This is a genomic window from Streptomyces sp. NPDC058579 (genome assembly GCF_042718575.1).
GTDB lineage: Bacteria > Actinomycetota > Actinomycetes > Streptomycetales > Streptomycetaceae > Streptomyces.
Map to the genome: position 1 here is coordinate 23757 of NZ_JBHXPI010000037.1, position 14851 is coordinate 38607.

General features: G+C 71.4%; 12 protein-coding genes and 1 riboswitch. Of the genes, 5 read left to right on the forward strand and 7 right to left on the reverse strand.

Annotated features, from left to right (window positions below):
• Window positions 1-12: 12 nt before the first annotated feature.
• From ACFWRO_RS29465 to ribD, 4 genes are read right to left on the reverse strand one after another with little or no spacing between them, the layout of a single operon-like run.
• Window positions 13-1302 carry a bifunctional 3,4-dihydroxy-2-butanone-4-phosphate synthase/GTP cyclohydrolase II gene (locus ACFWRO_RS29465; RefSeq protein WP_384515249.1) on the reverse strand — a complete coding sequence of 430 codons (1290 nt, stop codon included), beginning with the start codon at window positions 1300-1302 and terminating at the stop codon, window positions 13-15.
• Window positions 1299-1892, reverse strand: coding sequence for a nicotinamide riboside transporter PnuC (locus ACFWRO_RS29470; RefSeq protein WP_384515339.1), 594 nt, complete (start codon window positions 1890-1892; stop codon window positions 1299-1301). Before ACFWRO_RS29470 ends, ACFWRO_RS29465 begins: the two co-directional genes overlap by 4 nt.
• Before the next feature lie 44 nt (window positions 1893-1936).
• Window positions 1937-2545 (reverse strand): riboflavin synthase, encoded by a 609-nt coding sequence (locus ACFWRO_RS29475; RefSeq protein ID WP_384515252.1) that lies wholly within the window; start codon window positions 2543-2545, stop codon window positions 1937-1939.
• Between the two features lie 2 nt (window positions 2546-2547).
• Window positions 2548-3636, reverse strand: coding sequence for a bifunctional diaminohydroxyphosphoribosylaminopyrimidine deaminase/5-amino-6-(5-phosphoribosylamino)uracil reductase RibD (ribD, locus tag ACFWRO_RS29480; RefSeq protein WP_384515254.1), 1089 nt, complete (start codon window positions 3634-3636; stop codon window positions 2548-2550).
• 163 nt (window positions 3637-3799) lie between these two features.
• Window positions 3800-3929: riboswitch (FMN riboswitch) on the reverse strand.
• 242 nt (window positions 3930-4171) lie between these two features.
• Between ribD and ACFWRO_RS29485 the strand changes: the two genes are divergently transcribed.
• The gene (locus ACFWRO_RS29485) at window positions 4172-6541 is read left to right on the forward strand and encodes a chitinase C-terminal domain-containing protein (RefSeq protein WP_384515257.1); all 2370 of its coding nucleotides are present in this window, start codon (window positions 4172-4174) and stop codon (window positions 6539-6541) included.
• A 129-nt stretch (window positions 6542-6670) separates the two neighbouring features.
• Entirely contained in the window at window positions 6671-7438 is a 768-nt protein-coding gene (locus ACFWRO_RS29490) for an SDR family oxidoreductase (protein ID WP_384515260.1), read from the forward strand.
• Here the strand turns inward: ACFWRO_RS29490 and ACFWRO_RS29495 are convergent.
• On the reverse strand, window positions 7435-8574 hold the full coding sequence (locus ACFWRO_RS29495) for an ROK family transcriptional regulator (protein ID WP_384515262.1): 1140 nt from the start codon (window positions 8572-8574) through the stop codon (window positions 7435-7437). The two genes, ACFWRO_RS29490 and ACFWRO_RS29495, sit on opposite strands and share 4 nt — an antisense overlap.
• Window positions 8575-8674: 100 nt before the next feature.
• On the opposite strand from ACFWRO_RS29495, the gene ACFWRO_RS29500 reads away from it, so the two are divergent.
• From ACFWRO_RS29500 to ACFWRO_RS29510, 3 genes are all read left to right on the forward strand, one after another.
• Complete coding sequence (locus ACFWRO_RS29500) at window positions 8675-9898, forward strand: MFS transporter (protein WP_384515265.1); 1224 nt, start codon at window positions 8675-8677, stop codon at window positions 9896-9898.
• A gap of 89 nt (window positions 9899-9987) precedes the next feature.
• Complete coding sequence (locus tag ACFWRO_RS29505) at window positions 9988-11406, forward strand: uracil-xanthine permease family protein (protein WP_384515268.1); 1419 nt, start codon at window positions 9988-9990, stop codon at window positions 11404-11406.
• A 75-nt stretch (window positions 11407-11481) separates the two neighbouring features.
• Window positions 11482-12180 carry a DUF5995 family protein gene (locus ACFWRO_RS29510; protein ID WP_384515270.1) on the forward strand — a complete coding sequence of 233 codons (699 nt, stop codon included), beginning with the start codon at window positions 11482-11484 and terminating at the stop codon, window positions 12178-12180.
• Window positions 12181-12212: 32 nt separating this feature from the next.
• Here ACFWRO_RS29510 and ACFWRO_RS29515 read toward each other — a convergent pair whose 3' ends face one another.
• A complete protein-coding gene (locus ACFWRO_RS29515; protein ID WP_384515273.1) occupies window positions 12213-13910 on the reverse strand; it encodes a flavin monoamine oxidase family protein in 1698 nt (565 codons plus the stop codon).
• Between the two features lie 58 nt (window positions 13911-13968).
• The gene (locus tag ACFWRO_RS29520) at window positions 13969-14775 is read right to left on the reverse strand and encodes a carbon-nitrogen hydrolase family protein (RefSeq protein WP_362004900.1); all 807 of its coding nucleotides are present in this window, start codon (window positions 14773-14775) and stop codon (window positions 13969-13971) included.
• Window positions 14776-14851 lie beyond the last annotated feature (76 nt).

The window sequence follows — 14851 nt, forward strand, 5'->3', positions numbered from 1 at the left end:
CTGATCGCTGACTTACTGGTTTCCGCAGGTGGACGCGGTGGACGCGTCCAGCCAGGGCAGGTCGTGGCCCATCCGGTCGCGCTTGGTGCGCAGGTAGCGGAGGTTGTGCTCGCCCGCCTGGACCGGCATGGCCTCGCGGCCCTGGACCTTCAGGCCGTGCCGGGTGAGGGCGTCGATCTTGTCGGGGTTGTTGGTCATCAGGCGCAGGCTGCGCACGCCCAGGTCGCCGAGGATCTGGGCGCCGGCCCCGTAGTCGCGGGCGTCGGCGGGCAGGCCGAGCTCCAGGTTGGCGTCGAGGGTGTCGCGGCCGCGCTCCTGGAGCTCGTACGCGCGCAGCTTGGACAGCAGGCCGATGCCGCGGCCCTCGTGGCCGCGGAGGTAGACCACGACACCGCGGCCCGCCTCGGTGATCCGGTCCATGGAGGCCTGCAGCTGGGGGCCGCAGTCGCAGCGCAGCGAGTGGAAGATGTCGCCGGTCAGGCACTCGGAGTGGACCCGGACCAGGACGTCCTCGCCGTCGCCGATCTCGCCGTGGACGAGGGCGACGTGCTCGACGCCGTCGACGGTGGAGCGGTAGCCGTACGCGGTGAAGTCGCCGTGGGCCGTGGGCAGCCGGACCTCGGCCTCGCGGCGGACGGTCGGCTCGGAGGAGCGGCGGTACGCGACGAGGTCCTCGATCGAGATGATCGTGAGGCCGTGCTTGCGGGCGAACGGGACGAGCTCGGGCAGCCGCAGCATGACGCCGTCCTCGCCCGCGATCTCCACGATGGCGCCGGCCGGGCGCAGGCCCGCGAGGCGGGCGAGGTCGACGGCGGCCTCGGTGTGGCCGTTGCGGACCAGGACGCCGCCGGACTTGGCGCGCAGCGGGAAGATGTGGCCGGGGCGGACGAAGTCGCTCGGCTCGTGCGCGCCGCTCGCCAGCATCCGCAGGGTGGTGGCGCGGTCGGCGGCGGAGATGCCGGTGGTGACGCCGTGGGCGGGCGCCGCGTCGACGGAGACGGTGAAGGCCGTCCGCATCGACTCGGTGTTGTGCTCGACCATCTGCGGGAGCTGGAGCCGCTCCAGCTCGTCGCTCTCCATGGGCGCGCAGATCAGGCCGCGGCACTCGCTCATCATGAAGGCGACGACCTCGGGGGTGGCCTTCTCGGCGGCGATGACGAGGTCGCCCTCGTTCTCGCGGTCCTCGTCGTCGACGACGACGACGGGGCGGCCGGCGGCGATGTCGCGGATGGCCTGCTCGACGGGGTCGAGGGAGAGGTCGGTGGCGTCCCAGGGGGGAAGGGCGCTGATCGGGTGGCTCATGCGTGTGCTCCTTCCAGAGCCGAGGGAGCGGTACGCGTCCGGAGCCACCAGTCGCGCATGCCCCAGATGACGAGGGCGAAGTAGATGACGTAGACCAGGCCGGAGAAGGCGAGGCCGCTGTTGAAGGCGAGGGGGACGCCGACGAGGTCGACGAGGAGCCAGGCGAACCAGAACTCGACCAGGCCGCGGGCCTGGGCGACCATCGCGACGAGCGTGCCGACGAAGATGTACGCGTCGGCCCAGGGGCTCCAGGAGAGCGACGGGTAGAGCGTGAAGAGGCCGCCGACCGCGAGGGTGCCGAGGACGGCGCCGCCGATGAGGTAGCCGCGCTCCTTCCAGCTGGCGAAGCGGACGGCGATGGAGCCGTCCTGGGCCTGCCGGCGGCCGCGGTTCCACTGCCACCAGCCCCAGGCGGCGACGCCGATGACGAGGAGCTGCTTGCCGACGCCGCCGCTGAGGTGGGCGGAGGCGTAGGCGCCGACCAGGATCACGCCGGAGAGCAGCTGGGCGGGCCAGGTGAGGATGGAGCGGCGCCAGCCGAGCGCGAGGGCGACCAGACCGATCGTGTTGCCGATCATGTCGGACCACATGATGTGCTGGTCGAGGACGGTGAACGCCTCGGAGTTGAGCCAGTTCACTTGACGTTCTCCCGGGCATTCGGGCCGAGCAGCCGCTCGACGTACTTGGCGATGACGTCCACTTCGAGGTTGACCGGGTCGCCGCTCTTCTTGATGCCGAGCGTGGTCAGCGCGAGCGTGGTGGGGATGAGGCTGATGGTGAACCAGTCCTCGGCGGCCTCGACGACGGTGAGGCTGACGCCGTCGACCGTGATCGAGCCCTTCTCGACGACGTACCGGGAGAGTTGGGCCGGCAGGGCGACCTTGACGATCTCCCAGTTCTCGGACGGGGTCCGGTCGAGGATGCTGCCCGTGCCGTCGACGTGGCCCTGGACGATGTGGCCGCCGAGGCGGTCGCCGACCGCCATGGGGCGCTCCAGGTTGACGCGGGAGCCGACGTCGAGCGCGCCGAGGGAGGAGCGCAGTAGCGTCTCGGCCATCACGTCGGCGGTGAACTCGCCGTCGCCGTGCTCCACGACCGTGAGACAGACACCGTTGACGGCGATGGAGTCACCGTGTTTGGCGCCTTCCGTGACCAGGGGGCCGCGCAGGCGGAAGCGGGAGGCGTCGGCCAGCTTCTCGACGGCGGTGACCTCGCCCAGTTCTTCGACGATTCCGGTGAACACGGTCAGGCTCCCTTGAGGGTCGCGGTGATGCGGAGATCGGGTCCGATGCGCACGGTCTCGGTGATGTCGAGCCGCAACGCTTCGGTGAGGGTGGTGATTCCGGCGTCGGCGAGGGCGTTCGGGCCCGCGCCGAGGAGGACCGGGGCGAGGTAGCCGACGACCTGGTCGACGGCGCCCGCGCGGACGAAGGCCCCGGCCAGGGTCGGCCCGCCTTCGAGGAGGACGGAGCGGACGCCCTGCTGGTGGAGGGCCGCGAGGAGTTCGGGGATGTCGAGGCCGCCGCCGGGTGCGCGGGTCAGCCGCCATGTCTCGCCGAAGTGCATGGTCTCCTCCAGGAGGACGTCCTCGGCGACCGCGATCACGGTGCGCGCCGCGTCGTCCAGGACCCGGGCGCCGGGCTTGACCGCGCTGGCCTCGGTGTCGACGACCACGCGGAGCGGCTGGACGGCGCCTTCGACGCCGCGTACGGCCAGGTGGGGGTCGTCGGCGCGGGCGGTGCCCGAGCCGACGACGACGGCGTCGGCCTCGGCGCGCAGCCGGTGGACGTCGGCGCGGGACTCTGCGGAGGTGATCCAGCGGGAGGTCCCGTCGGCGGCGGCGCTCCGGCCGTCGAGGGTGGCGGCGTACTTCCACCGGACGAAGGGGCGCCCGAGGCGTACGGAGGTGAGCCAGGCGATGTTGCCGGCCTCGGCCTCGTCCGCGAGCAGCCCGCCGACGACCTCGATCCCGGCGGCGCGCAGGGTGTCCGCGCCGCCCGTGGCCTGCGGGTTCGGGTCGCCGACCGCGTACACGACGCGGCTGACGCCGGCCTCGATCAGCGCCTGGGCGCAGGGGCCGGTGCGGCCGGTGTGGTTGCAGGGTTCGAGGGTGACGTAGGCGGTGGCGCCGCGGGCGCGGTCGCCGGCCGCGCGCAGGGCGTGGATCTCGGCGTGCGGGCCGCCGGCCCGCTGGTGGTGGCCCTCGCCGACCGGCTGTCCTGAGGCGTCGAGGAGGACGCAGCCGACGACCGGGTTGGGGCTCGTGGAGCCGAGGCCGCGGGCGGCGAGCGCGATGGCGCGTCGCATGGCGGTGATGTCGGCGTGGTCTGCCACCGGGTCCTCCTGCCTCTTCGGGCACGGACTCCGGGGCCTGTCGATGACGACAGAGAGCGGGTACGACACTTCACGCAGGGGTGCCGGGGCCGGACACACCGGTCGCCGACAAGGGCGACCAGCGGCGATACGGCCGACAGCGCCCCCGGAAAAGGGTCGCCCGCCGCGCACTGCCTCCCATCCGGACTTTCACCGTCGGTCCAGGAGTTTCACCTGGTCAACCGGCCGCTGGCTGCGGACGGGTCGCGGACTATACCGCCGGTTCGGAATTACACCGACCCCGGAGTGCGCTGCTGCTGATACAGGGCCAGTGTGCCACGGCCGGTCGCGGGCCATGCGGGCGATGCCCTGTGGGCTGGCTCACAGGGCATCTTCCTTCCCTTCTTTGGTCCAGACCTATTGACGCACTGGTCTAGTCCTCTTAATCTCCGTGTCACCTCCGAGGTACGGCCCGCCGGTGTGCGCACTCCACGGGCCCAACACGACCCACCCGTTTGTTCGTTGTGTCTGCCGACCTCCCCTGGAGGAACCGATCGTGTTGTCCCCCACGAAGACGAGGGTCTCGCTGCTCGCGTCCGGCGCGGCCGTCGCCGGCCTGCTGATCAGCTCCCTCGCCGGCGGTGTCTCGTACGCCGCCGACAACGAGAGCTGTCGCCCGGACGGGCTGTACAAGACCCCCGGTGTCGACGTCCCGTACTGCTCGGTCTACGACACCGAGGGCCGCGAGAAGATGGGCGCGGACCACCAGCGCCGCGTCATCGGTTACTTCACCGGCTGGCGCACCGGCAAGAACGGCGAGCCCGCCTACCTCGCCAACAACATCCCGTGGGACAAGATCACCCACATCAACTACGCCTTCGGACACGTCGGTTCCGACAACAAACTGTCGGTCGGCGCGGACGGGCCGAACAACGCGGCCACCGGGATGACCTGGCCCGGTGTCGCGGGCGCGGAGATGGACCCGGGCTTCGCCTACAAGGGCCACTTCAACCTGCTGAACAAGTTCAAGAAGCAGCACCCGGACGTCAAGACGCTGATCTCGGTCGGCGGCTGGGCGGAGACCGGCGGCTACTTCGACGACAACGGCACCCGGGTGAACTCCGGCGGCTTCTACTCGATGGCCACCAACGCCGACGGTTCGGTCAACCAGGCCGGGATCGACACGTTCGCGGACTCGGCCGTCTCCTTCATCAAGAAGTACGGATTCAACGGCGTCGACATCGACTACGAGTACCCGACGACGATGAAGGACGCGGGCAACCCGCTCGACTGGCAGCTCGCCAACGCCCGCCGCGCGGGCCTGGTCAAGGGCTACGACGCCCTGATGAAGTCGCTGCGCGAGAAGCTCGACCGGGCCGGCGCCGCCGACGGCAAGCACTACCTGCTGACCGTCGCCGCGCCCTCCTCCGGCTACCTGCTGCGCGGCATGGAGACCTTCCAGATGCAGAAGTATCTGGACTACGTCAACATCATGTCCTACGACCTGCACGGCGCCTGGAACGAGTACGTCGGCCCCAACGCCTCGCTCTTCGACGACGGCAAGGACGGCGAGCTGGCCGCCGCGGGCGTCTACGGCTCCTCCCAGTACGGCGGTGTCGGCTACCTCAACACCGACTGGGCGTACCACTACTTCCGCGGCTCGATGCCGGCCGGCCGGATCAACATCGGCCTGCCGTACTACACCCGCGGCCACAAGAACGTGCAGGGCGGCACCGACGGGCTGTGGGGCAAGGCCACCGCGACCACCTGCCCGGCGGGCGCGGGGCTGACCAAGTGCGGTGACGGCGCCGTCGGCATCGACAACCTGTGGCACGACAAGGACACCAACGGCGCCGAGTCGCCGGCCGGTTCCAACCCGATGTGGCACGCCAAGAACCTGGAGAAGGGGATCGTCGGCGACTACGTCACGCAGTACGGCTTCCCCGCGAACACCACGCTGACCGGCACCTACGCCCGCAAGTACGACTCGACGCTGGTCGCGCCGTGGCTGTGGAACGCGCAGAAGAAGGTCTTCCTCTCCACCGAGGACGAGCAGTCGGTGGCCGCCAAGGCCGACTACGTGGTCAGCAAGGGCATCGGCGGCACGATGGTCTGGGAGATGGCCGGCGACTACGACTGGAACGCCGGCAAGGGCCAGTACGAGATGGGTGACACGCTCACCTCGCTCATGTACGACAAGTTCAAGGCGGCCACCCCGTACGGCGCGAAGAAGTCCAACGCCGCGCTGCCGACCAAGGCCGTGAACGTGGGCGTGGAGTTCACCGAGTTCAAGCTGGGCGACTCCAACTACCCGATCACGCCCAAGCTGAAGATCACCAACAACACGGCGACCACCCTGCCGGGCGGCACCGAGTTCCAGTTCGACTACGCGACCGCGGCCCCGGCCAACGCCTCCGACCAGTCCGGCTTCGGTACGAAGGTGATCAGCAGCGACCACACCGGCAACAACGTGGGCGGCCTGAAGGGCGACTTCCACCGGGTCTCGCTGAAGCTCCCGGCCTGGCAGACGCTGGCCCCCGGTGCCTCGGTGGACCTGGCGTTCAACTACTACCTGCCGGTGTCCACGCCGTCGAACTGGACGGTCAGCATCAGCGGTACGACGTACGCGCTCGCCGGTGACCTGGCGCGCGGGGTGACCGTGGTGGAGCCGGGGACGACCACCCCGCCCACGACGCCGCCGACCACGCCGCCCACCACCCCGCCGACGACTCCCCCGACCACGCCTCCGACGACCCCGCCGGGTGGCACGTGCACCGCTCCGGCGTACGCGGCCGGCACGGTCTACAACGGCGGCACCGAGGTCTCCCACAAGGGCCGCAAGTGGAAGGCCCAGTGGTGGACGCAGAACGAGGAGCCGGGCACGACCGGCGAATGGGGCGTCTGGAAGGACCTCGGCGCCTGCTGATGCCCTGACCTCCTCCCCGTAAGCGCCCGGCGGCGGTTCTCACGGCCCTTGCCGCCGCCGGGTCCTCCCCGGTCTTCGCCGCGGTCCGCAGCACGTGCGGGCCGCGGCGAAGGCGTTCACCCTGGAGGCATGACCACGTTTCTGGTGACCGGAGGTACGGGGACGCTCGGCCACCCCGTCTGCGAACGACTGCGCGCGGCGGGCCACGAGGTCCGCGTCCTGAGCCGGCACGCGCCGCCGTACGCGGTCGACCTGCGCAAGGGCGGACCGCTCCTGGACCGGGCGGTCCGGGGCGTGGACACGATCGTCCACTGCACGAACATCCTGCGGGGCGACGACCAGGCCGTACGCAATCTGCTCGACGCCGCGCGCCGGGCGGAGGTCCGGCACCTGGTCTACATCTCGATCGTCGGCGTGGACCGGGTCCCGCTGCCGTACTACAAGGCCAAGTACGCGGCCGAGCGGCTGATCGAGCAGTCGGGCATCGACTGGACGATCCTGCGGACCACCCAGTACCACGACCTGATCCTGCGGCTCCTGGCCGGTCTGGCGAAGCCGCCGGTGATGCTGATCCCGAAGGACGTGCCGGACCAGCCGATGGAGGTCACCGAGGCCGCCGAGCGCCTGGCGGAGCTGGCGATGGGCGAGCCTGCGGGCCGGGCGGAGGACATGGGCGGCCCCGAGGTCCGTACGTTCGCCGAGTTGGCGGCCGCGTATCTGGCGGCGACCGGCACGGAGCGCCGGGTCGTGGAGGTCCCGCTCGCGGGCAAGGTCTACCAGGGGCTGCGCGACGGCGGCCACCTCGCCCCCGAGCAGGCGGTGGGGCGGGTGACCTTCGAGGAGTTCCTGAAGAGCCGGTTCGGGGCGGAGGCGGACTCGAAGCCCACCGGCTCCTAAGGGCTCGGCTCCTGAGGGAAGAGCGCGGTCTGGGCCGCGTCGCGGGCCGCCAGAAGGGCGCCGCGCAGGACCGCCGTGTCGCCGAGGGCGGTGGCGCGGACCTCTGTACGAAGCGGGGAGAGCACCGCGAGCTCGGCCTCCACGCGGGCGGCGAGCCCCGGGCCGCCCAGGTGGCCGGTCCGGCCGCCGAGGACCACGCAGCCGGGATCCAGGACCGAGGCGACGGCCGCCGCGCCGACCGCGAGGCGGCGGGCGAGGGCGTCCAGGAACGGTCCGTGCCCGGAGCCGAGCGCGCCCGCCGGGTCGAGGCCGTGCTGCACGGCGAGGGCCTCCACCGCCGCCGCGCAGGCCAGCTCGTGGAAGCCGCCGTCGCAGCCGGTGGCCGAGGGAAGCCCGGAGGTGCCGGGCACCGGCAGGAAGCCGAGTTCGCCCGCACCGCCCGAGGCCCCTCGGCGCAGCCGGCCGTCGAGGACGACGGCCGCGCCGACGCCCTGGCCGAGCCAGAGCAGTACGAAAGTGTCACGGTCGCGGGCGGCGCCGACCCGCTGCTCCGCGACGGCCGCGAGGTTGGTCTCGTTCTCGACGAGCACGTTCGCGGGCAGGCGTTCCTGGAGCGCGGCCATCAGCCGCCGGTGCCACTCGGGCAGCCCCGACGAGTCGCGCAGCTCCCCCGTCGCCGGGTCGATCAGTCCGGGCGCGCCGACCACGACGCTGTGCAGCTGCTCCACGCCCGCCGATTTCGCGGTCCGCTCCAGGAGCGAGACGGCCTTCTCGACGGCGGGTCCGGTCCCGTCCTCCCCGCCCATCGGGGCCGAGGCCTCGGCGAGCGTGGTGCCGAGCAGGTCGGCGACGGTGAGGGCCACGGAGTCGGTGCGGACGTCGAGCGCGGCGAGGTGGGCGCGGTCGGCTGCGATCCCGTACAGCTTGGCGTTGGGTCCGCGCCGCTCCGCGCCGGACTCCCCCACGACCCGGACGAGTCCGGAGCCCCGGAGCCGCTCGACGAGGTCGGCGACGGTGGGGCGGGACAGTCCGGTCAGGGTCTTGAGCTGAGTCGCCGTCAACGGGCCCTCGTCCTGGAGCAGTCGCAGGGCGAGCCGGTCGTTGATGGCTCGGGCGGTGCTCGGGGATGCGGCCATGCCGGGATCCTCTCAGACGCGTACGCGTGCTCTCCGCCTGCCCACTATTTATCAGGCAGGGTTCCTGATAGTTTACCGCCCACCAACCGAGGGAGGGCACATGGCGGGCGAGACCGTCTTCAGTACCGAGCGACTGCGGCGGGCCCGGTTCGCCGTCGCCGCCGTCTTCTGCGTCCACGGCGCGGTCACCGGCAGCTTCGCCACCCGTATCCCGTGGATCCAGGACCACGCGGGCGTCAGCGCGGGCCAGCTCGGCCTCGCCCTGGCCTTCCCCGCGATCGGCGCCTCGCTCGCCATGCCGCTGGCCGGCGCGATCAGCCACCGCTTCGGGGCCCGTACGGCGCTGCGCGGCCTCCTTGCGCTCTGGACGATGGCCCTCACGCTGCCGTCCCTCGCCCCCGACATCTACGGGCTCTGCGCGGTGCTCTTCGTCTACGGCGCCACGGCCGGCATGTCCGACGTGGCGATGAACGCCCTCGGTGTCGAGACCGAGAACCGCCTGGGCAAGTCGATCATGTCCAGCCTGCACGGCATGTGGAGCGTGGGCGCGCTGATCGGCTCCGCGGCAGGCACCGTCGCCGCCCACCTCGGCGGGGACGCCCGGCTGCACCACCTCGTCGCGGCTCTCGTCCTGACCGCGCTCGGCCTGTACTTCTGCCAGGGCGTCCTCGACCTGCAGAGCACCCCGGAGGAGGAGGCGCCGCCGCGCTTCTCGCTGCCCCCGAAGTCCGCCCTGATCATCGGCGCGATCGGGTTCTGCGCGGTGTTCGCCGAGGGCGCCAGCCTGGACTGGTCCGCGGTCTACCTGCGGGACGAGCTCGGCTCCTCGGCCGGTGTAGCGGCGGCCTCCACGACCGCCTTCGCGCTGACGATGGCCATCGCCCGGCTCGTCGGCGACCGGGTGGTGGACCGGTTCGGCGCCGTGCGGACGGTACGGGTCGGCGGCGTCGCCGCGACCGCCGGCGGCCTGCTCGTGGTCCTCGCCCCGCACGCCGTCCTGGCGATGGCCGGTTTCGGACTCATCGGCCTCGGTGTCGCCGTCGTCGTACCGCTGGCGTTCGCGGCGGCCGGGCGGAGCGGCCCGAACCCCAGCCAGGCCATCGCGGGCGTGGCCACCATCACGTACACCTCCGGCCTCATCGCCCCCTCGGCCATCGGCGGCATCGCCGACGCGACCTCGCTGACGTTCTCCTTCGGCCTGGTCACGCTGCTCGCCTTCGGCCTGGTCCTCGGCGCGGGGGTGCTCCGCCCGGGGGCCCGGGCCACGACCGCCGCGGCGACAAGCGGCGGAAAGGGCGCCGACCTCGCGTCGGGACCCCGGTGACCTGCGGCGCACTACCATGTGTCTGATCTTTTTCGGCTGAGTCTCGCGCGGCGAACCGGCCGCCGTCACCGGAGAACTGGAGCGACCACATGAACCTCGGCGTGCGCTGGACCCTGCACGGCGACGGGCGAACACCCGCTCCAGGAGCCGTCGTCCGGCCCGACGAGCGGCTCTCCTGGCCCCGTACGGCCGGCCTCGGCGCGCAGCACGTGGTCGCGATGTTCGGCGCGTCCTTCGTGGCGCCCGTCCTGATGGGGCTCGACCCGAACCTCGCCATCATGATGTCCGGCGTCGCGACGGTGATCTTCCTGCTCGCGACGCGCGGCACGGTCCCCAGCTACCTGGGCTGCTCGCTCTCGTTCGTCGGTGTCGCCGCGGCCATCCGGGCCTCCGGCGGCACCAGCGCGACCGTCACCGGCGCGGTGTTCGTCGTCGGCGGCGTGCTGTTCCTGGCGGGTCTGGCGGTACGGAAGTTCGGCGCGCGGATCATCCACGCGGCGATGCCCCCGATCGTCACGGGCGCGGTCGTGATGCTGATCGGCTTCAACCTCGCCCCGGTGACCGCCGCCACCTACTGGCCGCAGGACCAGTGGACGGCGCTGCTCGTCATGCTCTTCACCGGGCTCGCCGTGGTCTGTCTGCGCGGTTTCTGGTCGCGGATCGCGATCTTCCTCGGCCTGATCTTCGGCTACGCCATCTCCTGGGTCTTCGACCTGGTCTTCGGCAAGATCAACTCGTTGGGGCCGAGCGGTGAGGTCACCGACCACTGGCGGCTCGACCTCTCCGGCGTCTCGCAGGCCGACTGGATCGGCCTGCCGACCTTCCACGGCCCGAGCTTCGAGTGGTCGGCGATCCTCGTCGCGCTGCCGGTCGTCATCGCCCTGATCGCCGAGAACGCCGGTCACGTCAAGGCCGTCGGCGAGATGACCGGCGACTCGCTCGACGACAAGCTCGGCACCGCCATCGCGGCCGACGGCGCCGCCTCGATGCTGTCGACCGCCGTGGGCGGCCCGCCGAACACCACGTACTCCGAGAACATCGGCGTCATGGCGGCCACCCGCGTCTACTCCACCGCCGCCTACTGGGCCGCGGCCGGTTTCGCGCTGCTCTTCGGCCTCTGCCCCAAGTTCGGCGCGGTCGTGGCGGCCATCCCGGGCGGTGTGCTCGGCGGCATCACGGTGATCCTCTACGGCATGATCGGCCTGCTCGGCGCCCAGATCTGGATCAACGCCAAGGTGGACCTCCGTAACCCGCTCAACCTGGTGCCGGCCGCGGCGGGCATCATCATCGGCGTCGGCGGGGTCAAGCTGACCTTCACCGACACCTTCGAGCTCGGCGGCATCGCGCTCGGCACGATCGTCGTGATCACCGGCTACCACGTGCTGCGGGCCTTCGCCCCGGCGCACCTGAAGCAGCAGGAGCCGCTGCTCGACTCCGGTACCAGCTCCTACGAGGGCAAGGGCCCGGACACGGACACCAAGGACGACGAGCCCACCACCAAGTCGTAGGCACATTCGCCCGTTCTGGGGAAGCCGGGCCTGGGGAGTTCCCTCCCGGGCCCGGCTGCTGCGACGCTGCTCCCCATGGCGCAGACCACGCAGATCGGGCAGTTCACCGCCGTCGACCCGGTGGTGGAGCGGATGCGATCCATCCGCTCGGCCTGGCATCCCGCCGACGGCGTCGGCGTCTTCAACCGGGTCTATCTGACCGTGACGGAGGAGATCGGCCGGGCCATCGACTCCGGTACGTTCGCCGACCGCCGGGCGGCCGCGACCCTGGACGTGCGCTTCGCCGAGCGCTATCTCGCGGTCGTCGACGCCGTCTCCACCGGCGGCCCCGCCCCGGCCTGCTGGCGCCCGCTCTTCCACTACCGGCGCCATCCCGGCGTACGGCCGCTGCAGTTCGCGCTCGCCGGGATCAACGCGCACATCGGGCACGACCTGGCGCTCGCCGTGGTCGACACCTGCCGGGCGCTCGACTGCGCTCCGCGCGACCTGGAGGACGAGTTCGACCGGGTCGGCGACATCCTCGTCCTGCTCGAAGAGCGCATCCGCGAGGAAGTGATGCCGGGCCCGGACCTCCTGGAGATCACGGACCCGCTGACGCATCTGCTCGGCTGCTGGAGCCTGGACCGGGCCCGCGACGGGGCCTGGCTCGCGGCCCGCTCGCTCTGGCAGCTGCGCGAACTGCCCGACCTGGCCGAGGAGTTCACCGAACGCCTCGACCGGTCGGTGGGCCTGGTGGGGCGGATGCTGCTCACCCCGCTGGACCCGCGCGGCTGAGGACGCTCGGCCCTCAGCCGCGATGAGGATGGTCAGTCCTCGGGGAGCTCGACCGGGGCGATCTCGTCGTAGACGTCGCCCGGGCCCGGGTTGGTCGCGTCGGTCGCGCCACCGAAGTGGTGCATGACGCCCCACACGGCGTTGAGCGCGGTCTGCACGGCGCCCTCGGCCCAGCCGGCCGTCCAGGAGATGTCGTCGCCCGCGAGGAAGATGCCCCGCTTGTCCTGCGGCAGCCGGTCCTGCATGAAGTGCGTGAACAGGCGGCGCTGGTAGCGGTAGTGGCCCGGCAGGTTCGCCTTGAAGGCGCCCATGAAGTAGGGCTCGTTCTCCCAGGAGACCGTCACCGGGTTGCCGATGATGTGCTTCCGGATGTCGACCTTCGGGTAGATCTCGCCGAGCGACTTCAGCATGACCTCCATCCGCTCGTTCGCGGACAGCGGCAGCCACTTCAGGCTGTCGTCGCACCAGGTGTACGAGAGGCAGATCGTGGCCGGCTTGTCCGGGCCGTCGTCCAGGAGGTACGTGCCGCGGGTCATCCGGTCGGTCAGCGTCATCGACATGACGTCCCGGCCGGTCTCCTCGTCCTTGTCCAGCCAGAACGGCCGGTCGACGGGCACGAAGAGCTTCGAGGACTCCATGTAGTGGGTGCGCTCGATCGCCGTCCAGTGGTCGATCGGGAAGAGCGAGTCGTCGCAGGCGATCTTGGAGAGCAGCATCCACGACTGGGCGGTGAAGATCGCCGCCTGGAAGGTACGGATGTCGCCGGAGGCGTCCGTGACGGTGATCCGGTTGCCCGCGGTGCGGTTCAGCCGGGTGACGGCCGGCTTCGGCTCGCCCTCGTGCAAGGACCGCAGGGAGGTGCCCTGCGCCCAGTGGACGATCTTCTCCGGCTCGCGCTCCCACAGGCGCAGCGGCAGCTGCTGCGAGCCGCCCACGATGCCGCGGTGGTGGTCGTCGGCCTCGGTGTAGACGACCCGGAGGATCTCCAGGATGGAGTTGGGGAAATCGGTGTCCCAGCCGCCGGTGCCGAAGCCGACCTGGCCGAAGATCTCGCGGTGCCGGAAGGACTTGAAGGACTCGGACTCGCAGAGGAAGCCGTAGAAGGTCTGGTTGTCGAGCTTCTCGACGAGCTTCGACCAGATCTCACGGATGCGCGGGACGTCCCGCTCGCGCATCGCCTGGTTCATGTCGGAGAAGTCGGCGCCCTCGTCCAGGCAGGCGTTCCACGCGTTCATCACGTCGCGGTAGACCTGCGGCAGGTCGTCGACGGTCTGGGCGTAGTGCGACTCGCCCTTGAGGTCGACGACGGTCGACGGGGTGGACTCGGCGAGCGGGTTCGGGAACGCCTCCGTCTCCAGGCCCACCAGGTCGATGTAGTGCTGGAAGGCGGTCGAGGAGGGCGGGAAGCGCATGGCGCCCATCTCCGCCGTCAGGCCCTCGGTGCCGGTGCCCTCGAAGCCGACGGTCCGCAGCCGGCCGCCGATCTGGTCGGCCTCGTAGACGACGGGCTTGAGGCCCATCTTCATCAGCTCGTACGCGGCGATGATGCCCGACAGACCGCCGCCGATGACGGCGACCTCGGTGCCGTGCTCGGTCGCGGGTATCTGGCCGAGCCCGGCCGGGTGGGCCAGGAAGTCGTCGTAGGCGTACGGGAAGTCCGGACCGAACATGGTGATCGGCGGCTGGCCGTCGCTGTGCGGGACGGCGGTCGTGGGCACCGTGGACGTCATGGGGTACGGACTCCTTGCGGGGAAAGCGGGGAAGTGCGGGAAGAGTGAGGGGGACGGCTCAGACGAGGGAGCCGTAGAGGCCGGGGCGCCGGTCGCGGAGGTAGGGGTTGTCCTTGCGCGAGGCGGCCAGCAGGGCGGGGTCCACGTCGCCGATCACGAGGTCCTCGCCGCGGCCGGCCCGGACCCGGGCGGTGCCGTCAGGGGCGGCGAGCGTGGACAGGCCCACGAACTCGAAGTCGCCCTCGGGGCCGGTCCGGTTGGCGTACGCGATGTAGAGCTGGTTCTCGAAGGCGCGCACGGGGACGACGGACTCGGGCACGACCTCGGCGGGGTGCATGAGCGCGGTCGGTACGAGCAGGAGGTCGGTGCCGGCCAGGGCCTGCGCCCGTACGTTCTCCGGGAACTCGACGTCGTAGCAGATCATCATCCCGACCGTGAGGCCGCCGAGCTCCGTCTGGACCACGGCCTCCTCGCCGGGCGTGAACCAGTGGGCTTCGAAGTCGCCGAAGAGGTGGGTCTTGCGGTAGCGCAGGAGCGTGGCTCCGTCGGCGCCGATGAGCTGGGCCGCGTTGTACAGGACGCCGTGCTGCTCGGTGTCGCGCTCCGGGTAGCCGTAGCCGATGGCCAGGCCGTGGCGGGCGGCGAGGGCGGCGACGGCGCGCGCGGAGGGGCCGTCGGCCGGTTCGGCAAGGCGTGCCATGTCGGCGCCGATGGCGTAGCCGGTGAGGAAGAGCTCGGGCGCGAGGAGCAGATCGGCACCGGCGGCGGCCGCGCGGGCGGCGGCCTCGTCGAGGACCTTGAGGTTCGCGGCCACGTCACCGAGCTCGCCGGAACTCTGGAGCAGGGCGGTGCGCAGCGGCGGCATCGGCAGGGTCCTTCGCTGGTGCGGGAGGGAAGAGTGAGGCGTCAGAGCGACGTCAAAAACGGTACGGTTCCGGGCC